The sequence below is a fragment of the Campylobacter sp. MIT 12-5580 genome, assembly GCF_005406235.1.
Lineage (GTDB): Bacteria > Campylobacterota > Campylobacteria > Campylobacterales > Campylobacteraceae > Campylobacter_D.
In genome coordinates this window covers 16,686-39,906 of sequence record NZ_NXLK01000009.1, presented here as the reverse complement: position 1 = coordinate 39,906, position 23,221 = coordinate 16,686, and the positions used below count along the sequence as shown (strand labels likewise).

At 33.9% G+C, this 23,221-nt stretch carries 19 protein-coding genes; 4 read left to right on the top strand and 15 right to left on the bottom strand.

Translation table 11 applies throughout. From position 1 onward, the window contains the following. Positions 1–32: 32 nt before the first annotated feature. Both CQA38_RS08185 and CQA38_RS08180 read left to right on the top strand, forming a co-directional pair. Positions 33–917: a WYL domain-containing protein gene (locus CQA38_RS08185; protein WP_137633514.1), complete on the top strand. Its 885-nt coding sequence runs from the start codon at positions 33–35 to the stop codon at positions 915–917. Between the two features lie 69 nt (positions 918–986). Beyond that, positions 987–2,021, top strand: a complete 1,035-nt coding sequence (locus CQA38_RS08180) for a hypothetical protein (protein WP_137633513.1) — start codon at positions 987–989, stop codon at positions 2,019–2,021. A gap of 148 nt (positions 2,022–2,169) precedes the next feature. Here the strand turns inward: CQA38_RS08180 and lpxB are convergent, their stop codons facing one another. The 5 genes from lpxB to CQA38_RS08150 form a co-directional block, all read right to left on the bottom strand. Beyond that, entirely contained in the window at positions 2,170–3,279 is a 1,110-nt protein-coding gene (lpxB, locus tag CQA38_RS08175) for a lipid-A-disaccharide synthase (protein ID WP_137633512.1), read from the bottom strand. Next, positions 3,279–4,784 carry a hypothetical protein gene (locus CQA38_RS08170; RefSeq protein ID WP_137633511.1) on the bottom strand — a complete coding sequence of 502 codons (1,506 nt, stop codon included), beginning with the start codon at positions 4,782–4,784 and terminating at the stop codon, positions 3,279–3,281. Before CQA38_RS08170 ends, lpxB begins: the two co-directional genes overlap by 1 nt. Further along, positions 4,785–6,854: a restriction endonuclease subunit S gene (locus CQA38_RS08165; RefSeq protein WP_137633510.1), complete on the bottom strand. Its 2,070-nt coding sequence runs from the start codon at positions 6,852–6,854 to the stop codon at positions 4,785–4,787. Further along, entirely contained in the window at positions 6,854–9,220 is a 2,367-nt protein-coding gene (locus CQA38_RS09335) for an N-6 DNA methylase (RefSeq protein ID WP_212741824.1), read from the bottom strand. The genes CQA38_RS08165 and CQA38_RS09335 overlap by 1 nt, the downstream gene beginning before the upstream one ends. Positions 9,221–9,309: 89 nt before the next feature. Next, entirely contained in the window at positions 9,310–10,101 is a 792-nt protein-coding gene (locus tag CQA38_RS08150) for a 3'-5' exonuclease (protein ID WP_137633509.1), read from the bottom strand. A gap of 64 nt (positions 10,102–10,165) precedes the next feature. Between CQA38_RS08150 and waaC the strand changes: the two genes are divergently transcribed. Both waaC and CQA38_RS08140 read left to right on the top strand, forming a co-directional pair. Further along, positions 10,166–11,182 carry a lipopolysaccharide heptosyltransferase I gene (waaC, locus tag CQA38_RS08145; protein ID WP_137633508.1) on the top strand — a complete coding sequence of 339 codons (1,017 nt, stop codon included), beginning with the start codon at positions 10,166–10,168 and terminating at the stop codon, positions 11,180–11,182. Then, a complete protein-coding gene (locus tag CQA38_RS08140; protein WP_137633507.1) occupies positions 11,179–12,060 on the top strand; it encodes a lipid A biosynthesis lauroyl acyltransferase in 882 nt (293 codons plus the stop codon). Before waaC ends, CQA38_RS08140 begins: the two co-directional genes overlap by 4 nt. Here CQA38_RS08140 and mscL read toward each other — a convergent pair. From mscL to CQA38_RS08090, 10 genes are all read right to left on the bottom strand, one after another. Further along, positions 12,057–12,512, bottom strand: coding sequence for a large conductance mechanosensitive channel protein MscL (gene mscL / locus CQA38_RS08135; protein WP_137633506.1), 456 nt, complete (start codon positions 12,510–12,512; stop codon positions 12,057–12,059). The genes CQA38_RS08140 and mscL overlap by 4 nt on opposite strands. Positions 12,513–12,535: 23 nt before the next feature. After that, complete coding sequence (locus CQA38_RS08130; RefSeq protein WP_137633505.1) at positions 12,536–13,570, bottom strand: aspartate-semialdehyde dehydrogenase; 1,035 nt, start codon at positions 13,568–13,570, stop codon at positions 12,536–12,538. Beyond that, complete coding sequence (locus tag CQA38_RS08125) at positions 13,571–14,863, bottom strand: sigma-54 dependent transcriptional regulator (protein WP_137633504.1); 1,293 nt, start codon at positions 14,861–14,863, stop codon at positions 13,571–13,573. A 15-nt stretch (positions 14,864–14,878) separates the two neighbouring features. Next, positions 14,879–15,322, bottom strand: a complete 444-nt coding sequence (locus CQA38_RS08120; RefSeq protein ID WP_137633503.1) for a hypothetical protein — start codon at positions 15,320–15,322, stop codon at positions 14,879–14,881. Positions 15,323–15,338: 16 nt separating this feature from the next. After that, complete coding sequence (gene ccsA, locus CQA38_RS08115) at positions 15,339–18,584, bottom strand: cytochrome c biogenesis protein CcsA (protein ID WP_137633502.1); 3,246 nt, start codon at positions 18,582–18,584, stop codon at positions 15,339–15,341. Between the two features lie 35 nt (positions 18,585–18,619). Further along, the gene (locus CQA38_RS08110) at positions 18,620–19,315 is read right to left on the bottom strand and encodes an ABC transporter ATP-binding protein (RefSeq protein WP_137633501.1); all 696 of its coding nucleotides are present in this window, start codon (positions 19,313–19,315) and stop codon (positions 18,620–18,622) included. A 1-nt stretch (position 19,316) separates the two neighbouring features. After that, on the bottom strand, positions 19,317–20,090 hold the full coding sequence (locus tag CQA38_RS08105; protein ID WP_137633500.1) for an ABC transporter ATP-binding protein: 774 nt from the start codon (positions 20,088–20,090) through the stop codon (positions 19,317–19,319). Beyond that, positions 20,087–21,118 carry a branched-chain amino acid ABC transporter permease gene (locus tag CQA38_RS08100; protein WP_137633499.1) on the bottom strand — a complete coding sequence of 344 codons (1,032 nt, stop codon included), beginning with the start codon at positions 21,116–21,118 and terminating at the stop codon, positions 20,087–20,089. The genes CQA38_RS08105 and CQA38_RS08100 overlap by 4 nt, the downstream gene beginning before the upstream one ends. Before the next feature lie 3 nt (positions 21,119–21,121). Continuing rightward, positions 21,122–22,018 (bottom strand): branched-chain amino acid ABC transporter permease, encoded by an 897-nt coding sequence (locus CQA38_RS08095; RefSeq protein WP_137633498.1) that lies wholly within the window; start codon positions 22,016–22,018, stop codon positions 21,122–21,124. A gap of 79 nt (positions 22,019–22,097) precedes the next feature. Beyond that, positions 22,098–23,207, bottom strand: coding sequence for an ABC transporter substrate-binding protein (locus CQA38_RS08090; protein WP_137633497.1), 1,110 nt, complete (start codon positions 23,205–23,207; stop codon positions 22,098–22,100). Between the last annotated feature and the right edge of the window lie 14 nt (positions 23,208–23,221).

Here is a 23,221-nt window from a genome sequence, read left to right as displayed (position 1 = left end):
TAAGGCTTTTAAAAAAAGTAAAAAGGTGCTTGATGAAATCTCACGATAAACTTGCTTGGCGTTTGGCTAGTATCTTGCAGAAATTTAACAATGGCGAACGCTTTAGCCTTGAAGAATTGGCAAGCGAGTTTAATGTGAGTGCAAGAACTATTGCAAGAGATATACAAGATAGACTTGCTTTTATGCCTATAGGCAAAGAAAATGGGAAGTATTTTTTACAGCCTTATGTTTTGGGGAGTTTGGGTTTTAAGGATTTGCAAAATTTTGCCTTTTTAAGTGGAATTTGTGGGCTTTATCCAAGTTTGGATCAAAACTTTATCGCTGATTTGCTTAATGAAAAAATTTCAAGAGCTTATTTGGTGCGAAATGAAGGCTTTGAAAAGGGTGTAGATAAAGCCTTGTTTGAGAATTTAAGCTCAGCTATAATCAAAAATGAACTCATTAGCTTTACTTACAAAAACAAGCTCCGCAGCATAAAGCCTTATAAACTCGTAAGCAATAATGGCATTTGGTATATCTTGGGCGTAGAGCAGGGCAGTAAAGATGGGCTTTTAAAGAATTTTGCTTTAGCTAAAATGAGTGAATTTAAAAACCTAAAAAAGAGCTTTAAGCCTGATCCTGCGGTGCTTGAGCTTATCAAGGCTTCACAAAGTAAATGGTTTGGCGAGCTTAAAACTGCTATTTTGCAAGTGGATAAAAAGGCAAAGGAGTATTTTTTAAGAAAGCCTGTTTTAAACCAGCTTGAGCTCATAGATGAAGATGAATTTCATCTTATCTTTAGGGTAAAATTTTCTTATGATGATGAACTTTTAAATGTGGTAAAACTTTATCTACCTTTTATAAAAATCATAGAGCCAAAATCCTTACAAAGCAAGCTAAAAGAGACTTTGAGGCAGTATTTAAAAGAGCTTGTGTAAATTTTATCCTTTTGCATTAAGCTTGTATATACCTTGATCGATCATAATATGAAGCAAAAAGGAGCTAAGATGAATGATATACCAGAAACTATAGATCAAGCTAAGGCTTTTGAAAGCCTTGATAGTCTTATAAATGGCTTAGATTGCACCAAAAGCACCTCAGCTGCTCTTATAACTGAGGATAATTTTGTCTATGTTAATGATAAAGAGATTGTAGAAACGACTTCTTATGCACCTGAGACACGCATAGTTTTTGAAGAAACTATCTTAAGAGGTGGGATTTTAAGAGGGGATAAATATATCAGCGATGATATGAAATTTAGCTTTCATTTTGATGAAAATTTGCGTCTTATCGTAACTTCTGTATGTAAAAATACTAGTATTACTATCAATAATTTCTTTCAAGAGCATGAAAATTTTGGCATAAGACTTCGTAAAAAAGCTGGTAAAGAGCTTGGCTTTATCTACTGCAATAGCTTTGATGTGCATGCTTATATAAAGGCTTTTAAAGAGCTAGCTCCTTTTATCTCAAAAAGAGTGTTTAAGGACAAAGATACACTTTCTAAGCTTTTTGTGAATAATTATAAAAGTATGAGAGATGGAGTTTTGGGGCCTTTTTATACGCCTGAAGATTTTGAAGAAGCTATAGATAAAATAAGCTTTAATCCTCAAAGTCTATATTTGCTTAATGTAGCCATGATAGAAATTATGAGTCAATTTACTAAAAACAATGGCTTGCTAAAAGAACTTTATGTCATCTCAACCACACCTTTGCTTGATAAATTCCGCTGGGAAAGCATGGTGGAAATGATGAAAAATTTAAATAGAAATATAGTCAAAAACACTCCAGAAAAAAAGGAAAATCAAGTTAAAGTGCATGGCTTTGCTTTGGGAACTGATCTTGATTTTTTAAAATTTATGTGCGAGGATAGCGGTGGGATATATACAAGGGTTGATTCTATACTTGAGTTTAAAAGAAGCATTTTAACAAGGCTAAGTGATGGGGTTTTACCTGATCCAAAAGAGCTTGGTAAAGACGCACAAATAGAGATCATTACGCCAAATAAAATTTATGATCCAGATGATCCGGATAATAAAAACTAAGAATTTCTTAGCACCAATGTATAAATTATAAAAGAATTTGATGGATTGCTTCAGTTTTATAGCTTTGTAATGACAAGGTAGAGTTTTCATAATGATAAATTTTTCATAGCCAGCTTAGTAAAGCAATCCGCAAAATCAATTATATATCTTAAGCTTCATTAAGAATTTTTGCTACATTCAAAGCCGAGCCAAATTTTAAATACGATCTTACAAAGGCTACTTTGTTAAAAAAATTCCCATAATCAAAGCTTTCATAAGCTTTTAAAAGATTAGATACATTCACTTCATCTTGTAAGAACTCAGGATTTAAGGCACTTTGGCTAGCAAAATCACAGATTAAGTTTGCAAGCCCTATGTATTTGAGCTTCACAAAGAGTTTAGCGATGAAAAAATCAATTTCCTTTGCCTTATAAGCAAGCACAAAAGGCGTTCCAACAAGGGCAGCCTCCAAAGTAGCTGTGCCAGAGCAAATAAAGGCAAAATCAGCCTTTTTAAGCAAAAAAGGAGTATTGCTTTGCACTTCAAAGCCACTTATATCGCCGTAAAGTTCAGGGATTTTATCAAGATTAAAGCTAGGCACGCACAGCACTTTTTTAGCCTCAAATTTGCTTGCAAGCTCCTTAAAAATAGGCATTAAACGCTTGATCTCACTCTTTCTTGAACCGGGCAAAAAGGCGATAAGCTTTTCATTTTCTTTTTTGCTAAGTATCTCATTTTGCTCCTCTAAACTCTTATACTCCTTGATCTCATCAAGCAAAGGATGCCCCACAAATATACTTTTGCTAAAAAACTGATCATCAAAAGGCAAGATTGAAGCTAAAATATCAAAATTTGCCTCTATAATAGGAATCCGCCCCTTCTTCCAAGCCCAAACCTGAGGCAATATATAATAAATCCGCCTAGTCTTTGAACCAGCCTTTTTTAAAGCCTTAGCAAGAGGGATATTAAAAGCTGGAGAGTCTATACAAAGCACGCCATCAAGCTTACCCAAATTTTCAAGCTCAAAACTCAAACTCACAAGCTCTTTAATAGCCCTCTTAGCCTTAAAAATAAGAGGCAAAACCTCAACAAAACCCATAGCAGAAAACTCATGCGAGCTATAAAGAGGCTTAGATTTAAGCCCAAACTCCTCACACAAAGCCTCATCAAAAATACCTACAAGCTCAAAATCCCCAAATTCTTGCCTAAAACTTTTTAAAACTTCTTTCAAATGCAAATTAGCAGAAGGCTCAAGTGCTGAGACGAGGAAGGTTTTCATTAAAATGGCTCACTTATTTGTTTTTTCAGGATGTTTTTAAGCCTTTCTTTAAGCTTTTCTTTTAATTCTTTCAAGCTATTTGGATTGTAATTTATCCTCTCCATAGTGAATAAATCAAAATGAACAGATTTTGCATCATTTTCTTCTTTCGTTTTATCATGCAAAAGTATAAATGGTTTATTTTTCCCTTCAAATAACCCTAGTTCATAATATACATTTGGTCTTGCACTTGTTAAATCAGCTATCATTAAATCAGCTTCGTTAATATTTGTTTTAATTTCTTTAATAATATCCTTTGAATCTTGATTTGGTTTGTCTACTCTATATGGCATATATTTTCCTTTGTTATCTTGAAATTCCCTACTTAAATCATACCCATCCTTAATTAGATCATCATAAACATCAACTATACTATCCCAAATATTATTAAAATCATCACTAAAAGGCATAGCAACAAAGATTTTTTTAATTCGTGATTTATAGATTTCATCAAATATTCCAATTAAACTTTTTAATTTAATGTTTTTAGTATTATAAATATGATTCTTGAGTATCCATTTTTTAAATAATTCAATCTTTTTGCTTCCATATTCTTTATCGTAATTTAAAGAATAATATAAAAAAGCTGTAAAAATCACACTATTTTCTTGTTTTTCAAGTTCAGTATCTTTGTATAGTTGATCGATGTCTGAAAAGCTGTATTTGACTCTATCTATAATTGAATCATCTAAAGTTATTTTTTTATCTTCTTTAATAAACTTGCAAAATTCTAATAAAGTAGTTCTTTTATTATTATCCTCAAAAATATTTGATAAATGCTTAAAGCAATCCAAATTAAGATTACCATACATTTGCTTTGCAAAAAAATATTCTTCTCCTAAGTTATCTTTTAATGTTGTAAGAATTTTTTCATCTTTAAAAATTAATTCAAGATATTGTTCTTTACTTAAAGGTATATGCTTAAAATTTGTATTATGAAAAAGCATTTTGCTTTGTGTTTTATATTCATTTTCCGTTCTAAAAAATACTACAACAATAGGTGCAATAAGATTTTTAATATCATCATCACAATTTTCTGCCGCGCTAATTCTATGATTACCATCTATACGAAAAAATAGATTTTCATCACTTTTTTCTTTTAAAGTGCTGATGGTAACTACCTTAAAAGTACTATCTCCATAAGGTTTTGGTTGTTGAATGCCTATATTGCATTTTCTAAAACCAAAATTTCCTTTCCCATTGTTTTTAAATGCTGTAATAAATTTTTCTAATCTTTCTATCTCTTCATCATTTTCTGGCAGATAACAACCTAAAATTAATTCAGAGAAAAACCTGTTTTTTCCATCTGTAAAAAACTTTTCTAAGTCCTTTTGATGCTTCTCAATGATACCTCTCTGATAAGCTTCATCTGGCTTTGAAAATCTTGCTATGTCTCCAAGTTTAGCAAAACCCCTAAAAGTCAAAAAATTTCCTAATGAATATTCCATAATACCCTTTATTTTCATTTACCCTCCTAGAATTATATTTTCTACTTCTTTTTTAGCACTTTCTAAAAGTTCTTTTGCTTCATTTTGCAAATTTAAAGCTTTTGTTTTTCTTATATTGATTTCTTTGGTAATTCTTTCTTGAACTTGCATTGGTGGAATTGGGATTTTAAGATTTAGGATATTTTCATTTTTTATTGTTGGATATGTAGAGCCAGTAGAAAATTTAGCAAATAAATCCTTGAATAGTTTGGTTCTTAAAAGAAACTGTAAAAGCATCACACTATATTGCTGTTGTCGTAACACGCAAAAAGCACCGCTGCAATAAGCTTCATTTTCTTTAGTGTAAATTGCTATAGCTCCCCTTGTTGGTCTTACTGTTGAAATTAACAAATCCCCTTGACTTATAGTAATTTTTGTATTTTTAGGTAAAAATTTTTGTGCAATATTTTTATATTTTATATCTGCTTGATTAATGTCAATATCTCCTATTTCTATATACGATACATAATCACCATGTAAATACTTAAACTCTGTTATTTCTGTAAAAATGTTTCTAATCATTTTAAGCGGATACCTCCCACCCCAAATACTTCGCATATTTTTAAAAAATTCCAAAGCAAAAATAGAGTTAAAATACTGGTTAAACTCGTCAAAATTAAGCTCAAAATTATATACATTATTTAATGCCCCCCCCCCATTTGTTATTATCAAGTTCTCTACTTCTATTTTGGCACATTGTAATATTTCTTTTGCTTTTTGATTTAAATCAAAGGCTTTATTTTTTGATTCTAGAATTTTATGAGCGATTTGTTCTTGTATTTTTAAATCTGGAAGTGGGATTTTAAGATTTAAAAATTTATCTATATTTAGGTGCTTGATTACTGCTCCTATACTTTCTCTATTGGCTAATATATTCATTAAATGCGATGCAAGCAAGGCTTGTAAAAAGTTAAGATTAATATCATCTTTAAGCTCAAGTCTTAAAATAGCTCCACTTATAATATAATCCCTACTTGTATCAGCTTGCAAACAAATTCCTATAGTGCCATCTTTTGAGTAAAGCAGTTCATTGTCTTTAGGCTGAAAATCTTTAAGATTTTCATATAAAGAATAAGAGATAAACTTATCTACAGCCTCAAAATCAATGCCTTCATTATTAATATCACTTACTCTTATGAAAGGAATTTCTTTGTTTTGCGAGTATTGATTGCTTCCTACTTCTATGCCTTTTTTAAGATTTTTAATTAAACTCACAATATTCACTAAAGGATAAGGTGTATAGCTTATAGCTCTTTCTAGGCTTTTATAATAACTTTGGTGATACTCACAATCAAGCCTTTTTTCACTTATTTGACTAAATTTAGTCAAATAAATTCTATCTTCTAGCTCTTTTGTATCTTTGCTTGGTAAGCTTATGCCAAGCTCGTTAAGCAAATATTCATCAATAGAATCTAAAAGCCCTTGTGCCTCTTGTTCTTTTTGCTTTTTTTGTTTGTAGGCATTATCCATTATATCAATAATTTTTTGTTGGGTTTGTTTTGATGGAATTTCTGGAATTTTCAACTCTTTTATTCGTTCTATAGCTAATTTTGGTATAGTGGTTTGAATATAATTTTGTTTTAATTGCTCTTGAATAAAAGTTGTTTTTAATACAATAGCTAAAAAATTTGGTAATACTTTTTCGCAACATTGTATTTTTACACAATTTTCTGTAAGAACAACTTTATTACTTGTGTTGTTTTTAAAAAGTAAGATTTTTCCTATTGTTCCAGCATTTGAAAGCACAATTTCATTTGGGAAAATTTCATATCGTTTTAAAATTTCAAATACTTCATAATCAATAGACCTTAGAATATCTATATTTAATTCATTTTCATCAGAGTTAATATCATCAACTCTTAAATATTTGAAACTTGTTGTTGTATTGGAATAACTTTTTCCTTTTGGTATTCTCTTGCCACCTTTTATATCTGCAATTTTATTAAGCGAATATGTTTTTACTGATTGAAATAATTGCAAATTATAATACTGACAATCCCACCTTCCCCCACTTAATTCGCTCCATTTTCGTATAAAAATTTCACACATTAGGATTCTACCTTTGTGATATTGTTAATAAATTCTCTTAATTTCTTGCCTATATAATCAAGCTCATTTATCCCTGTTTCTTTGCCTGTGGCATCATAGCCTATATTTTCAGCAATAGCCATAAAAATCTCATAATCAAGTCCTTGTTCCTTAAAAAGCCTTGTTTTTTTATCACTATAAGATTCTAATAAGCGACTTTGCAAAAGCTCTAATTCCTTTTTATGTCTTTGATCGATGTCTGCTTTTTTACTTTTGTATTCATCTGTTTGCTTGTCTTTTTTGCTTGGGAAAAGCTTATTTAATTCTTTTAGTTCTTGTTTTTTATTAGCTAAGAGCTCGTTTGCTTTTCTTTTATAATCATGAGCTGGATCCTCAAGCGAATCCCTTTGCAAATTTATTTTAAGATTTTTAATCTTTTCGCTTTGCTCGCCCCTATATTTTCTAAGAAATAGCACCGAGCTTTTTACTCCAGCACCATTGGCACTAAAGGCAGTTTGAGGCATAGACACAACAGCTATTATTCTAAACATTTCCTCAACACTATCTCTAACATATTGCAAGCTTGAATTTGTCAAGATTCCATCAGGGATAACTATAGCTAAAAAGCCATCTTCTTTTAAAAATTTATATCCTTGCTCTATAAATAACACCTCTGTGCTTTGATTTTCCCTTTTTTGTCTTTCTTGTTTATCACTTATATCAAGCCAATTTATTTCTTTATGGGCAAGACTGTATTGATGTAAATAGGCTTTCTCAGCTTGTTTTATAATAGAACCAAAAGGAGGATTTGTGATGATGAAGTCAAAAGAGTTTTCCTCAAATTTAAAATTACCACTTTTAACTTGGATAGTAGAAGCATTGTATTGTTCAAATTCTTCTTTTGCACTATCTTTTTCTTTATTTCTTTCTTCTTCAATTTCTTTAAGTTTAATTTGCAATTCTTCTTTTTTATTTTGAAGTAATTTTTTAGTATCTTCTTTTTCTTTGTTCTTTTGCTTATCAATTTCATTATATTTTTGATTAAGCCATTCCTGTGGTTTAGGAGTTATGGGGTTTAAGCCATCACATTCTATAACATTAGTATGCCCATCATCGTGGATGATCATATTCATCTTAGCCACTCTTGAAATTTGCTTATTAATTTCTATGCCATAAAGGCAGTTTTGTGCAAAATTATGCCAATAATTGTGGTGTTTTTGATGATTTTCTGGCACTATATAAGAGCCTGTTTCCTCGTCAAATTCCCCAAATTCTTTATCTGCTTCTTTACGCACTTTATCAAGTGCATAAAGCAAAAATCCACCACTTCCGCAACTACTATCAAGCACTTTTGATTTTTCATCTATAGGCAAAACATCAACGATAAATTTTACAATGGCTCTTGGAGTAAAATACTGCCCAAAATTTCCACGGAAAAATGAGCCTAAAAAAGATTCAAAAGCCCTTCCTTTAGAATCTAAATCCGTTTTACTTAGATTGACTTTTTGTAAATACCCTACTACAGAACGAATTTTTTCAGCTGAAAGCTTAATATCATCTTTAAAAATTTCAGGGTCTTTTTCGCGCCCATTTTCATAAAGCTTTAAAATACGATCTTTAAGTTCTTGATTGATGATTTTATTAGAAATTTGCACTCCATTTTCTTCGCGTGCAATGATTTGAAAATGATAAGGTTTGCCTTTATTTTGTTTGGGTTTTTCCTCCATTTGTTTTTCATCCCAAATTTTGCAAAATATAAGCTTATCAAGTTCATCAAAAGCTTCGCTTGGATTAAGCTCGCCACCGCCCCAAAGGGCATTGTGAGCTTGTTTAAAAATTTGAACTAATTCGCTTTCTGAGACTTTTTCTAAGCTTGAAAATTGTTGATCATTGAAAGCAAATTTATATTCTTTAATCGTAGTTGAGCCGTATTTTGGAATATCTGGAATAGAAATTCTATCTTTTGGTTTTTCTTTTGGAACCTTGTAAAACTCATCTTTTAATCCAGAGCTTACCCATACATAACTTGCTCCCTCTGCTACAGCATAGCTAAAGGCTTGATCTACGGCACTTTTAAACATTAAATCGCTAATATCATCTTTTTTACATTCCACCACTATGTAGGGACTTTTATGTGCGGTATCATTATAAACAACAATATCTGCTTCTTTTACGCTACTTCCCATTTGAATGGATACAAATTGTTGTATATGTTCTACTGGATATTTAAGCTCTAAGACGAGCTTTAAAAAGGTGTTTGCTTGAATTTTTTCCTCTGGATTTGTGTAGGCTCTTTTTTTATTTTGATATATATAAGTGATAGTTTCTTGTTTTTCATCAAAGCAAATGAGCTTTTCTTGCAAACCTCGTTCTATTAAATTATCCATAAATACCTCTTTTTATAAAAGCCATATTCTAACCAAAATCAACTTATAAAACAAATATAAAAATAAACATTTTATATTGTAAAGCTAACTCACCCCATCCGCTCCACTTCCTCATCGCAAGATTTAGCAAAAATTTCTACATAGTTTCTATGAGCTTTTTCATTTTGTAAGTATTCTTTCATGGTTAAAAGATAGCTTTTATAGTCTTCATCGCTTAAATTTCCTTTTATAAGTTCGTATTTTAGGAAAAGCATGTAAGTGTTTAAAGTGTCGCTTTCGCAGTATTCGTGGATTTGTTCGAGTTTGTTTTCGTGGTAAAGCTCATAGACTTGATCCCCGCTTACATCGTATTTGCCGGGTAAATTTGCCATTACGCATAATGTGTCAAGCTTTAAACCCCTTGCGTTAAAGCCGCCTAAGCTTTCAAAAAGATCACAATGCTTGCTTTCGCTATATCTGCTTTTATAATTATCCCATTTGTTGCTAAGCGTGTCAAGGTAGGTGCTGGCTTTGATATTGTATTTTAGGGCACGCAAGACGAGTAAGGGCATGTCAAAGTTCTTGCCATTAAAGCTGACTAAGCGAGGCTCACATTTGTCGATAAAGCTAAAAAAATTAGCTATCATTTCTTTTTCATTTTCACCTTCGATTTTATTGACTTTTATAAAGCTGCCAAACTCATTAGCAATCACCGCACAAATGCTGACTATCTTATGAAATGGCAGGGTTAAAAACTCACTTCCACTTGTTTCAAGACTCTTTGCAAGTCCTTGTTTGCACACACTTAAATCATCGCCCTCAAAGCCATAAATTTTACGCAAAAGTTCAGTATCAGGCACACTTTCACAATCAAACACGCAGATATAATTTTGATTTTTCATCGTTTTAAACCCTTTGTAAAAAAAAATTTGTTACAATCTTAGCTAAAAATTCTAAAGAAAAGAAATGAAAATAGCCATAGTTAAACTTTCAGCACTTGGAGACATTATCCATTCAAGCATAGTTTTACAATTTATCAGAAAAATTCGCCCCGATATAGAGCTTGATTGGTTTGTTGATGCGAGGTTTTTTCATATCTTGCAAGATCATCCCTTAATCGATAAAGTCTATGCCCTGCCTTTAAAAGATAGGAAAATTCTTAAGATTCTTAAAATGCTTTTTCGTTTAAGAAAGAAAAAATATGATCTAGTCATCGACTTACAAGGGCTTTTAAAATCAGCCATTTTATCACGCATACTTTCGCCAAATGTCTTTGGTTATGATAAAGACAGCATTAAAGAAAGTATAGCAGCAAATTTTTACAATCAAAAATTTTTCATCTCTTATAATGAAAACATCATCATTCGCAATCTCGCTCTTGTTTCTTTTGTCTTTAATGAAAGCTTTGAGCTTGATGATATCTTGCATAAGAAAGATTGCTTTAGCCCAAAAATAGAGCTAAAAGAAAAGCTTAAAGAGGAGTTTAGGCTTGATGAAAATGAAAAAAACATACTCATTCATGTAGGCTCAAGCATAGAAAATAAAATTTATCCAAAAGAACGTTTTGCTTTGCTTTGCAATATGCTTACTCTACGTTTTGAAAAGGCAAAGATTTTTTTGTGCTGGGGAAATGCCAAAGAAAGAGAATTCGCCCAAGATATCATCGCTCACACAAACTCAGCTCAAGTTAGACTTTTAAGAAAGCTTCATTTGCAAGAGCTTATCGCTATGACAAAACTAAGTGATCTCATCATCGGCAATGATAGCGGTCCTACACACCTAGCTTTTGCGATGAATAAGCCTTCTATCACCATCTTTGGAGCAACCCCAAGTCAAAGAAATGCGTATCAAACACCGATAAATAAAGTCATTGATAGTGGTAAAAAAATCACAGATGCAAGGCACATAGATAAGAGTGATTTTTGTATCAAATATATCGATGAAGAAAAGATTTTTGAACTTGCAGTCGAGCTTTTACAATGAAGATTGATTATGTGTATTTAGCAGCTTTTTATCTTTTGCGTTTTTTGGTGTTTGTGCTACCAAATTTTGCTTTAAATGCCCTTGCAAATGGGGTAGCTAGGATCGTTTTTAAGCTCAATCACAAGCATAGAAAAATCATTGATACAAACTTAAAATTTTGTTTTCCAGAGCTTAATCAAGTTCAAAGAGCTGAGTTAGCTTTGAAAATTTACATAAATTTTGCTCATTTTGGTATAGATTTTTTTAGAAATCAAAATATTAGCCCAAAAGATTTAGAAAAAAAAGTGAGTTTTGAGAATGAAGAAGAGTTTTTGAAATTTGTAAAAAGTGATAGAGCTATTGTTTTTGTAACGGCTCATTTTGGGAATTGGGAGCTTTTGCCTCTAGCTTTTGCGAATAAATACAAAGCCATTTCTATAGTTGGAAGAAGGCTTGATAGCGAGCTTATGGATAAATTTTTGGTAAAAAATAGAACTCAACTTGATGTCGAGCTTATCGATAAAAAAGGTGGGCTAAGAAAAATGCTTTTGGCTCTTAGAAATAAAAGGGCTTTAGGAGTTCTAACCGATCAAGATGCAAGTGATAATGAAAGCATGGTGCTTGAGTTTTTTGGAAAAAAAGTCAATTGGCTTGTGGGAGCAAGCGTGATCGCTAAAAAAAGTGAAGCCTTGCTTATACCAGCTTTTATTTACAAAGCTTCAAATGACTCTTATATCATCAAAGCATTTAAAGCAATGGACGCTAAAGAGCATTCAAGTGAGGAGCTTACGCGCTATCAAGCGAAGTGTTGTGAAGAGATGATTAAGCTTAAGCCAGATGAGTATTTTTTCTTTCACAAACGCTTCAAACGCTTTTATAACACAGCTTATGAGTCTTAATCAAGAGTTGAGGTGCAGTGCGGACATCGCGTTGCTTCTAAATTTATACTTGAGCAACAATATGGGCATTTTTTGTCTGTACTAGCTTGTTTTTCTTCTTCTAAATGAGCTAAATGTTTGAGCTTTGAGATGATTTTAAGCAGTAAAAAAATGCTAAAAGTGATGATGATAAAGCTGATGAGTGTATTGATAAAAAAGCCGATATTAATCGTTACAGCTCCAGCTGCTTTAGCCGCTTCAAGTGAGGCATAAGGGGCTTTTGTCGCTCCTTCTTTGAGTATAAAGAAAAGGTTTGAAAAATCTACTCCATTAAGCAAAAGCCCAAGTGGTGGCATAATGATATCTTTTACTAAAGAATCAACAATCTTCCCAAATGCTGCTCCTATAATGATACCAATCGCCATATCAAGAGCATTTCCTCTAGCGATAAAGTTTTTAAATTCTTGAAACATTTTTTCTCCTTATCTTTGTGAAATTAAGATTTGTTATGAAGCTCAAGCCATTTCAAAGCTATACGCACGGCATTTGTAGCTGCTCCAACGCGGATTTGATCGGCTACACACCAAAGGTGTAAGACATTTTCACGACTTAAATCCTTACGAATGCGTCCCACATAGGTTTCATTTGTATCGCTGGTGAAAAGTGGCATAGGGTATTTTTTCTTTTTGATATCATCGATAAGTTTGATACTTGGGGCTTTTTCAAGGATTTTTATCGCCTTTTTGACATCTACAGCCTTTTTAAAGTGCAGTGTTAAAGCCTCACTATGACTTCTAAGCACTGGCACACGCACGCAAGTGGCTGAAAGTTCAAATTTCTTGTGTAAAATCTTTTGGCTTTCATTAATCATCTTAAGTTCTTCTTTGGTATAGCCATTTTCTTCGTTAAACACATCAATTTGTGGGATTAAATTTAAAGCCAAAGTATAAGGAAAAGTCTCAGCCTTAAACTCATCAAGCTTAAATTCAAAAAAGCTTTGCATACCACGCACAAGCTCTTCCATACCTTCTTTGCCAGCCCCACTTGCAGCTTGATAAGTCGCCACATCAACTCTTTGCAAATCAAAAGCCTCATCTAAGGGCTTAAGCACATGCATCATTTGTATGGTCGAGCAGTTTGGATTAGCGATAATTCCGGTTTTTTTATATAGCTTTATATCTTCAGGATTTACTTCAGGCACCACCAAAGGCACATCTTCATTCATTCTAAAATGACTTGTATTATCAATGACTACAGCACCAGCTTTTACAGCAAATTGAGCGTATTTTTCACTCACACTTCCTCCGGCGCTAAAAAAGGCTATATCTACGGGATTTTGCTCAAAAACTTTTTCGTTAAGCTCTAAGACTTTATAGCTTTTACCTTGAAATTCAACTTCACTGCCAGCACTTTTTGCACTAGCTAAAGGTAAAATGCTCTCAACTGGAAAATCAAGCTCATCAAGCACATTTAAAAGCTCTTCGCCAACTGCTCCAGTAGCTCCTACTATAGCTATTTTTGCTTTCATCATCTATCCTTTTAAGTCGTATTTTTTCATCTTTTCTTTGAGGCTTTTTTCACTCATATCAAGGCTTAAGGCAGCCTTACTTATATCAAAATTTTCAGCCAGTAAAACTTCTTTGATGAGTTCTTTTTCTAAATTCTTAAGCTCTTTTTTACTTCTGCTTTCTAAAAATAAATCTTCAGCTGAAATTTGTTCATTCTCGCTTAAAATGCACGCTCTTTGCACTATGGAGATAAGCTCTCTTATATTGCCTGGAAAATCATATTCTAGCAAGGCATTTTGGGCTTCTTGGCTCAAGCTTTTGCTTTCAAGCTCATATTCGCTGCAAGTGTCTTGTATGACTTGTTTGGCTATGCCTAGAATTTCATCTTTTCGCTCTCTTAAGGGTGGTATGTAGATTGGGATAGTGTTTAAGCGGTAGTATAAATCAGCTCTAAATTCGTTATTTTTGATCTTTTCTTCTATGTTTGCATTTGTGGCTGATACTATCCTGACATTGATTTTAAGGCTTTTGGTGCTTCCTAGTCTGGTGATTTCTTTTTCTTGCAAGGCTCTTAAAAGCTTGGCTTGAATTTCAAAAGGCATTTCGCCTATCTCATCTAAAAAAAGCGTGCCTTCATTAGCAAGCTCAAAAAGTCCTATTTTAGTAGCATTTGCGTCTGTAAAAGCGCCTTTTTCAAAGCCAAAAAGCTCACTTTCGATGAGATTGCTTGGAATGGCTGCCATGTTAATAGCCACAAAAGGCTTTGAGGCTCGTTTTGAGTTTTGATGAATGAAATTTGCAAACAATTCTTTGCCAACTCCACTTTCACCAGCAAGTAAGACACTAGCATCTGTTTTAGCAGCTTTTAAGCTTAAATTTAAAGTTTTTTCAAGGGCTTGGGAGCTTGCAAAAAAGCCTTGTTTTTCTTCTTTGTCTTTGCTTTTTTTCTCGTTTGTTTTGGTTTTTTCACGCACGATTTTTGCCCTTTTAATGGCTGTGATGAGAGTGCTTACATCAAAAGGCTTGGTTAAAAAGTCTTTCACGCCAAGCCTGACAGCTTCTATGGCTTTGCTTAAGGTTGCATTGCCTGTGATGATGATGAAATCATATTTATTTTCACAAGCCTTGATAAACTCAAGTCCATCAATGCCTGGCATGTTAATATCAGTGATGATTAAGTCTGTGTTTGAGTCAAGTTTTTTAAGGGCTTCTGTGGCTGATTTGTAGGTTTTAATATGAAATTCCTCAAACTCGCCTAAAGCGATTTCAAGGGATTTTCTCATATTTATATCATCTTCAACTATGACTAAGTTCATCTTTTTTCCTTAAAACTAGCCTTTATTTTCACGCATCTTTCTTTTTGCTAGTCCCATTTGTTCATAAGCATCGATTTCTTTTTTATAGCTTGAATAACGTTTTGAAAGCTCTCTGTTTAAAAAAGAAATATTTTTTGCTGTAGAGCTTTCATGCATGGCTATAGCAGTTACAAAATCTAGTTTTTTTTTCGCATCAGAGCTTAAATTTTTACCACTTTTAAAAGGGAGTTTTTGAGTATTGATAAAGATTAAGATCAGTTCGTGAAGTTCGCTAGAGCTTAAATTTGGATTAGAAAGACGCGAAAGCATTTGCTCAAGGCTTAAAGCCTTAGGGCTTGCTTTGCTTGTCGTGGTACTTGTTTTTGGATTTTTTTTATTCATCATCACAAGCACGACGATTACAAATACTATGATAAGTATAACAAAAACGATGATAAAACCAAGTAGTCCTGAACTCATATTTTTCTTTCTAAATTTATAGTTTTTTTGTCATTTTTCTTTTTGGATAGGCTATTATAGCTAAAATTACCATAAATAAGAAAGAAAAATATACATAATTTGGAATTTTTGCTGCTTCACCTGCTGCGTAAGAGTGCAAGCCTACTAAAAAATAATTCACCCCAAAATAAGTCATAATAATGCTCCAATACGCAAACATTGAGCTAAGAGCAAAATTAAACTGATTACAAAGGCTTGGTATAAGTCTTATATGAAGCACGCTTGCATACACTAAAATACTAATTAAAGCCCAAGTTTCTTTACTATCCCAGCTCCAATACCTGCCCCAGCTTTCATTTGCCCAAATGGCTCCTAAGAAATTCCCAGCTGTTAGCAAACAAAGTCCCAAAATCATCGCCATTTCATTGATACGCGTAGCTTCTGTGATATTTCTTTGTATATTGGCATTATACTTGCCATCTTTTTTTAAGAACAACATTAAAGCGAGCACAAAAATTCCAAGCAAGCAACAAAGCCCTAAAAATCCATAGCTAGCTGTAATCACAGAAACATGTATAGTCAGCCAATAGCTATCTAAAACAGGGACTAAGTTAGTGATTTGTGGATCCATTTCGCTAAGATGAGCTACCCACAGCACAAGCCCAGCTAAAATAGAAGTTAAAGCAAGAGCAATAGGGCTTTTTCTTGAAAAGAAAATTCCACTTAAAGCTAAAGCCCAAGCGATATAAACCATACTTTCATAAGCATTACTCCAAGGAGCATGATCGGCTAGATACGCTCTTAAGCAAAGCCCTGCGGTGTGGATTAAAAAGGCTATGATATTAAGCGTATATACAAGCTTAAAGATGAGTGAAATTCTAAGGTTTGGCTTTATCATCTTAGCTAAAATCAGCACCAGTAAAAAGATACCAGCAAGTAGATATACAGGCGTAAGCTTGACAAAAATTTGATTTTTATTCATGAAAAGCTCTGCTTTGATCTTGCCCTCACTTGGCATAACTTCGCTAGCGTATTTGTATTGGTAATTTTTAATGCCTTCAAGTGCCTTATCTGCCTCGCTATAATCACCACTTTTCACAGCCTCACCCAAACTTGCAAAATAATAATACAAAGGCACTATACCTTCTTGTCTTTCTTTTTCATCTTGTAAATTTAAAAGCTCAAAGATAGTCAGCCAAGTGTGATTTTCATCATTTTGCTTAGGGATAATCCTAAAAAGTTCGCCTGTAAGGGCTAAAAAGACTATATTTACTCTTTCATCAAGCTTGATAATCTCTTTATCAAAAACCCCTCTTGCGTTAGGATTTTTACGATTTGCATTTTCTACATATTTTGTGAGTATGTATTGTCTTTCTTGATTGAAAAAGTCTTCAAAGGCAAGGTAAGGTTCGCTTTTAACGCCTAAAATTCGAGCGATTTCATCGCGTATAGCTTTGTTTTTTGGCATGATGATGAGTTTTTCTTTGCCCCAAATTTCTTGTTTATCTAAAAACATAGATAAAACCACCGCATCGCTACTTAAGCCTTTATAGCTAGTGTCTTTATATACTTTTTCTAAAATTTCACTTGAAAGTGTGTTTAAAGGCACCATTCTGCCACTAAATTTTTGCACGATTAAAGCACCAAATTTTTGGCTGTGTTCCGGGCTTATCTTGCTTAAATTTCCTAATTCTTCAGCCTTTAAATTTGGGCTTAAAAAGCACAGGCTAAGCAGTAAAATCAAGGCTGAGTTTTTCAAAGCATCTTGATTGATAAGGCGCGCTAGGGTTCTAAAACGTGATTTTGGATTAAAGATATTTAAAAACATACCGATGAAAAGTAGGGTGTAGCCAACATAAGTTGTAAGCTTGCCCGGGTCTTGATTGATCGAAAGTATAGTGCCTTTTTCATCTTGATCGTAAGAGCTTTGATAAAAGCGGTAGCCTTTATAGTCTAAAACATTATTCATAAAGATATTAAACTCGAATTTATTGTCCTCATCATCAATCTCAACAAGGCTTTCATAAGACTTTGGCGACATAGAGCCAGCATAGCGATCAAGTTTAAAATCTTTTAGCAAAAGTGAAAAGCCCAAATCCTCAGTATAAGGGCTAAAGCCTACAAAAAAGGCTTTTGAGCCAAGATCAACACGCACAGGCTTGTCGTTTTCAAAGACAAAAAAGCTGGTTTTTTCGCCTTTGTATTCAAGCTCAAGTTCAAGGGCATTTACAGCGTTTGCTCCTAGTTCTAAAGGCTGATATTCTTTACTCATCGCAAAATCCTTAAATGCGAGCAAGCTTGAAGCTTTCCAGTTTTGTGGCTCGCCAAAAAAGCTGATTAAAAGCGTTCGCCCAAATTCAGCCCAAATTCCTTTAAACCACAACCAAAAGCTTTCATCTTGAGCCCTATTTGCTCCAACTATGCTTTGCTTAGCACTTAAAGACACATCTTTAATCACGAAATTAAAGTCTTTTAGATCATATAATCTCTTTTCACTTGAATTTGCTTTTTCACTTGCCTTTAAAACAGCGTTTTCTCCGCTACTCATACTTAAGAAATTTAAGTTTTGACTTGAGCTAAGTTCTAAATTTTTATCCACCTTGATAAAAGGAGCTTTTACTTCATCATTTAAAAACGCAAAGTTAATGCCAGCGATATTTTGCACCTCATTTTCTTGAAGGATAAGTTCTTTTACGCCTTCATCTTTAAGGTTAATGACTAAAGAAAGTAAAGGCTTGCCTTCTTTGTCCTCGATGAATTTTTCTTTCGCATCAAGGAGTAAATTTTTATATCTTAAGCTTGCTGTTGAGTCTTCAAGCTTAAGATCAAGTTTGAAATGGTTTGCAAAAGGTAAAATGGCTATATCTTGAGGTGTTGCTAAGCCTTTGACTTGTCCATTTTCAAGAGTATAAAATTTGATGAAAGATTTCGAGCTTTCAAAAGTCGAGCTTTTTTCGCTTTCTCTGATATGCATAAGCCCTTCCAAGCCAAAATAACGCGTAAAAATAGAACCAGCAAGGATAAACAAAAAAGAAAGATGAAAGATAAGCACAGGTAGTTTTTTAAGCTCGATCATCTTGTAAGCAAAAATCGCAAAGATTAAATTGATACCAAGCAAGAGCTGGATCAAGCCAAACCAAAGTGTGCCATAGATCATCACCCAAGCCGTTGGAGTGCCATAACTGCTTTCAATAAAAGTTGCCATAGCGCAGCTGAATGCAAAAAGCAAAAACAAAATGATGGAGAGTTTTAAATTGCCACAGGCTTTAACTAGATTTTTCATAGTAAGGATTATAGCAATTTGAAGTTAATTTGCGTTTATAATCCTAAATATTTTTTACGAACCCTATCATCGCCAATAAGCTCTTTAGCCACACCTTGCATAGAAATTTCGCCATTTTCTAAAACATAAGCATAATCACTGATTTTTAGGGCTGAAAAGGCATTTTGCTCGACTAAAAGTATGGTAATACCCTCTTCCTTAAGCTTGATAATGATCTCAAACACCTCGCTGACTATCTTTGGAGCAAGTCCCAAGCTTGGTTCATCAAGCATTAAAAGCTTAGGTTCACTCATCAAAGCTCTTGAAATAGCTAGCATTTGAGCTTCGCCTCCGCTTAAATTTCCAGCTAGGCTATTTTTTTTGCTTTTTAGTCTTGGAAAAAGCTTATACATTTGCTCTTTTAAATGCTCATAATTTTCATCATTGTTAAAAGCACCGATTTTTAAATTTTCCTCAACACTTAAGTTGATAAAAACGCGTCTTCCTTCAGGCACTAAGGCTATACCTTTTTGCACCAAAGTGTGCGGTAAGTGTCTTTTGGTATCATAGCCTAGAAAATTAATCTCGCCTTTTCTTTTGACAAGATTAAGCATAGCGTTTAAAGTTGAGGTTTTACCAGCTCCATTTGAGCCAATCAAACTGATGATTTGTCCGGTTTTTACCTCAAAGCTGATATTTTTTACAGCTTGAATTAAACCATAATACACGCTTAAATTCTTTACACTTAACACTTCAAGCCTCCAAAACTTCTATATCACCAAGATAAGCAGCTATGACTTCTTTATTTAAAACAGCTTCTTTAATATCGCCTTCAAAGATAGTTTTACCATAATCAAGCACTAAAACCCTATCACAAAGCTTATTGACAAATTTCATATCATGTTCTATGAGTAAAATGCTAAGTTTATAAGTATCTCTTAGATGAAAGATAAGCTCTGCAAGCTCTTCGCCTTCAGCTGAGTTCATACCAGCAGCTGGCTCATCAAGTAAAAGCAGGCTTGGATTTGTCGCCATAGCTCTAGCAATTTCTACCTTTCTTTGCTGTCCATAGCTTAGGCTTGTCGCTTTTTCATGGGCAAAATGTTCTAAATTCAGCTCTCTTAAAAGTGCAAAGGCTTTTTCTTTACTTTCTTTTTCAGCTTTTTTAAAACGTCCAAGGTGCAAAAAGGCTTCAAAAACACTATATCGTATGCTTTTATCAAAGCCTATAAGCACATTTTCAAGCACACTCATTGAAGAAAAAAGCCTGATATTTTGAAAGGTTCTTGCTATACCAAGATGCACGATTTGGTGCGGTTTTAAAGGATTTAAAAGCTGATTTTTAAAAAACACTTGTCCTTTGCTTGGCTTATAATTTCCGGTGATGATGTTAAAAAGTGTAGTTTTTCCAGCTCCATTTGGACCAATTAAGGCAAAAATTTCGCCCTTTTTAATGCTAAAATTCACATCTTTAATCGCCTCAACGCCACCAAAACTTTTTGAAATTCCTTTAAGTTCAAGTATCATTTGCTTTTCCTTTTGAATTTAAAAAGTTCAAGTAGCTCTTTATCGCCCATTATGCCTTTTCTTGCAAAAAGCATGATGAGTATAAGTATGAGTGAATATACAAGCATTCTAAGCCCAGGTAAAGCCTCAGTTTCATAACCAAAGAAATTCATAGGCTCATCTAAAAATCTCAACCATTCAGCCCCACCGATAACCAAAATCGCTCCTATAATCGCTCCTGTAGTTGATCCAAGTCCGCCTAAAACGATGATAATAAGAAGCTGAAAAGTCAGCAAAAAGTCAAATTGTTCAGGAGAAACTGAAGCATAAAAACACGCTAATAAAGCCCCACCTACGCCTTCGCAAAATGCAGAAGTGCCAAAAGCAAGGCTTTTAATCCAAAAAGTATTAATCCCCATAGCACTTGCTGCGTCCTCATCATCTCTTACAGCTTTCATCGCACGTCCGTATTTTGAATACACTAAATTCAAAATCAAAAGCACAACGACGATTGCTACGCCTCCACTCCACCATAAATTCGTATATCGTGGCAAGTCATTTAAGCCCAAAGAACCATTAGTAATAGAAGGAAAATTAATCGCTAAAAGTTTAATGATAATACCAAAGCCCAAAGTTACGATAGCAAGATAATCCCCCCTTACCCTAAACACCGCAAAAGAAAGGATAAAAGAAAGTATCAAAGCACAAAGCCCACCCATAAACAAAGCAAAAATAAAACTTGTTGAGTGTATAGCTAAAATAAAAGAGCTTGGATCTTCTAAGGAAAACTGATCAACTTTTGCTTCAGGACTTAAAAGAATCAAAGCTGCAACATAAGCACCTATAGCAACAAAGCCATTTGGCTCAAGTGAAAACTGCCCGGTAACACCATTGATGAGGTTGTAACTTACCGCAAGGATAATGAAAATGGCGATTTGATTGATGATATCCATACCATAATCACTAAAATAATAAGGCGACACAGCGATAAAGGCAAGAGCAAGGATGATAAAACTAAGATGTGAAAAAGTATTTGTTTGAACTCTCATCGCTTAAAACCTGCTTCTTTCATAGTTTATACCTAAAATTCCACTTGGCTTAAAAAGCAAAACAAAAACCAAAAAGATAAAAGCAAAAGCGTCTTTGAAACCACCTAGCTCTGGGAAAAAAGCAACAGCAACTACTTCGCTAAAACCTATGATAAGCCCACCTAAAACCGCGCCAACCACACTTCCTATACCGCCTAAAACCGCTGCTGCAAAGGCTTTTAAGCCTATTAAAACGCCCATATAAGGATCAACTGAAGGGTAATTTAAAGCCCAAAATACCCCACCAATAGCTGCTAGGGCTGAACCAAGAGCAAAGACTATAGAGATGATTTTATTTGCATCTATGCCCATTAAATTTACCGTGCTTACATCAAAAGCTAAAGCGCGTATAGCAATGCCGTATTTGCTTTTATACAGCACATAAAGCACAAAAAGCAAGATGAAAAAAGTCAGCACAGGCACAAAAATACTCACTATGCTAATGCTTAAATCCCCAAAAATAAAGACTTGTTGCAAATACTGAGGTGCTTCAAATAAACGAGGTCTTGCTCCAAAAAGTATATTAAAAAGATTTTGTATAAAATAACTCATACCTATAGCAGTGATAAGAAGTGAAATTTTAGGCGCTTTTCGTAAAGGCTTATAAGCGATTTTATCCATAGCTATGCCTATACAAGCTGCAAAGATCATCGCTAAAGCTAGGGCTGCTAAAAAAGGTAAATTTAAAGCTGTGATACAAAAAAGAGCCGTATAAGCACCTATCATCATAATCTCACCATGAGCAAAGTTAATCAAACGCAAAACCCCATACACCATAGTATAACCAATGGCAATGAGTGCATACATACTGCCTAAGCTAAGTCCATTAATGAGCTGTTGCAAAAAAAAGCTTGTTTGCATTGCTTTATTCCTATTTGTTTTTATTTGGTTTTGAAAAGCTGTAAAAAATTTGATCTTTTACAGCTTGGTATTTATACAATCAAGGATTGATTAAGTCTTTATAGACTTGTTTTTGATTTTTAATCTCTTTAAGCACTAAAGAGCGTTTGGCATTTCCGCTTTTATCTATGCTAATGACGCCTGAAACGCCTTGAAAATCATTTGTTGTATGAATTTTTTCATTGATACATTCACTTGTTAAATTTGGCACGCATTGTTGCATAGCTTCAAACATCACAAGATACGCATCAGCTCCCATAGCTGTGAAGTTTGGCACTTCTTTGCTTGAGTGCTTGCTTTCATACAGCTTGATAAAATCTTTGCTTACTTGAGTTGGAGGATTGGCTGCATCAAAGCTATCTGTAAAAAGATGTCCCTCGCTTGCTTCTCCTGCAAGTTGGATAAAAGTCTCATCGGCCACACCATCAGCTGAAGCAAAGGGCACTTTAAGCCCAGCTGCAGCAGCTTGACGCACAAAAAGTGAAGCCTCGCTGTAATACAAAGGCAGATACACAAAATCCGGTTTTAGGTTTTGAATTTGAGCGATAAGAGCTTTAAAGTCCTTTTCTTTCGAGCTTATTCGAAGCTTTGCTAGGATTTTACCACCTTTAGCTTGAAATTCTTTTTCAAAAGCCTTGCTTAAACCTAAAGAATAATCTGTGCTTTGATCGCTTACTATCACAGCATTTTTGTAGTTTAGCTTTGTATAAGCATAACTTGCTAAAGCTGAACCTTGAAAACTATCCATAAAACATACTCTACTTGCGTAGTGCTTGTTGTTTAAAAGCTTGTCAGCTGTCGCAGCTGGTGCGATGAGAGGCACTTTTTTGTTTTCTGCTACTGATATGGCTTGCAAGGTGTTTGCTGTTACCATTTCGCCGATAAGTCCTAGAGCTTTATCTTTTGAGATAAGGCGATTTGCAGCATTTGCGCTTTCTAGTTTGTCGCCTTTAGTATCAACGACTACAAGCTTGATCTCATCGCCATTGCTAAGCTTATTTTTCATTGAATTTGCAAGTTTAATGCCTTCTAAGGCACTTTGTCCATAGGCTGCAGTAGCTCCACTTAAAGGCATAATCACGCCTATATTAAGCTCTTTTGCACAAAGAGCAAGGCTAGAAAGGAGCAAGAAGTTTAATACTTTTTTCATATTTTTTCCTTTCA

What these genes read in the sequence shown, in the direction of transcription:
- CQA38_RS09335 (WP_212741824.1), bottom strand. Translation starts at nt 9,220, where the DNA reads ATGGATAATTTAATAGAACGAGGTTTGCAAGAAAAGCTCATTTGCTTT.
- CQA38_RS08120 (WP_137633503.1), bottom strand. Translation starts at nt 15,322, where the DNA reads ATGAGTTCAGGACTACTTGGTTTTATCATCGTTTTTGTTATACTTATC.
- CQA38_RS08125 (WP_137633504.1), bottom strand. Translation starts at nt 14,863, where the DNA reads ATGAACTTAGTCATAGTTGAAGATGATATAAATATGAGAAAATCCCTT.
- waaC (WP_137633508.1), top strand. Translation starts at nt 10,166, where the DNA reads ATGAAAATAGCCATAGTTAAACTTTCAGCACTTGGAGACATTATCCAT.
- CQA38_RS08150 (WP_137633509.1), bottom strand. Translation starts at nt 10,101, where the DNA reads ATGAAAAATCAAAATTATATCTGCGTGTTTGATTGTGAAAGTGTGCCT.
- ccsA (WP_137633502.1), bottom strand. Translation starts at nt 18,584, where the DNA reads ATGAAAAATCTAGTTAAAGCCTGTGGCAATTTAAAACTCTCCATCATT.
- mscL (WP_137633506.1), bottom strand. Translation starts at nt 12,512, where the DNA reads ATGTTTCAAGAATTTAAAAACTTTATCGCTAGAGGAAATGCTCTTGAT.
- CQA38_RS08090 (WP_137633497.1), bottom strand. Translation starts at nt 23,207, where the DNA reads ATGAAAAAAGTATTAAACTTCTTGCTCCTTTCTAGCCTTGCTCTTTGT.
- CQA38_RS08140 (WP_137633507.1), top strand. Translation starts at nt 11,179, where the DNA reads ATGAAGATTGATTATGTGTATTTAGCAGCTTTTTATCTTTTGCGTTTT.
- CQA38_RS08185 (WP_137633514.1), top strand. Translation starts at nt 33, where the DNA reads ATGAAATCTCACGATAAACTTGCTTGGCGTTTGGCTAGTATCTTGCAG.
- CQA38_RS08180 (WP_137633513.1), top strand. Translation starts at nt 987, where the DNA reads ATGAATGATATACCAGAAACTATAGATCAAGCTAAGGCTTTTGAAAGC.
- CQA38_RS08095 (WP_137633498.1), bottom strand. Translation starts at nt 22,018, where the DNA reads ATGCAAACAAGCTTTTTTTTGCAACAGCTCATTAATGGACTTAGCTTA.
- CQA38_RS08170 (WP_137633511.1), bottom strand. Translation starts at nt 4,784, where the DNA reads ATGAAAATAAAGGGTATTATGGAATATTCATTAGGAAATTTTTTGACT.
- lpxB (WP_137633512.1), bottom strand. Translation starts at nt 3,279, where the DNA reads ATGAAAACCTTCCTCGTCTCAGCACTTGAGCCTTCTGCTAATTTGCAT.
- CQA38_RS08165 (WP_137633510.1), bottom strand. Translation starts at nt 6,854, where the DNA reads ATGTGTGAAATTTTTATACGAAAATGGAGCGAATTAAGTGGGGGAAGG.
- CQA38_RS08130 (WP_137633505.1), bottom strand. Translation starts at nt 13,570, where the DNA reads ATGATGAAAGCAAAAATAGCTATAGTAGGAGCTACTGGAGCAGTTGGC.
- CQA38_RS08105 (WP_137633500.1), bottom strand. Translation starts at nt 20,090, where the DNA reads ATGATACTTGAACTTAAAGGAATTTCAAAAAGTTTTGGTGGCGTTGAG.
- CQA38_RS08100 (WP_137633499.1), bottom strand. Translation starts at nt 21,118, where the DNA reads ATGAGAGTTCAAACAAATACTTTTTCACATCTTAGTTTTATCATCCTT.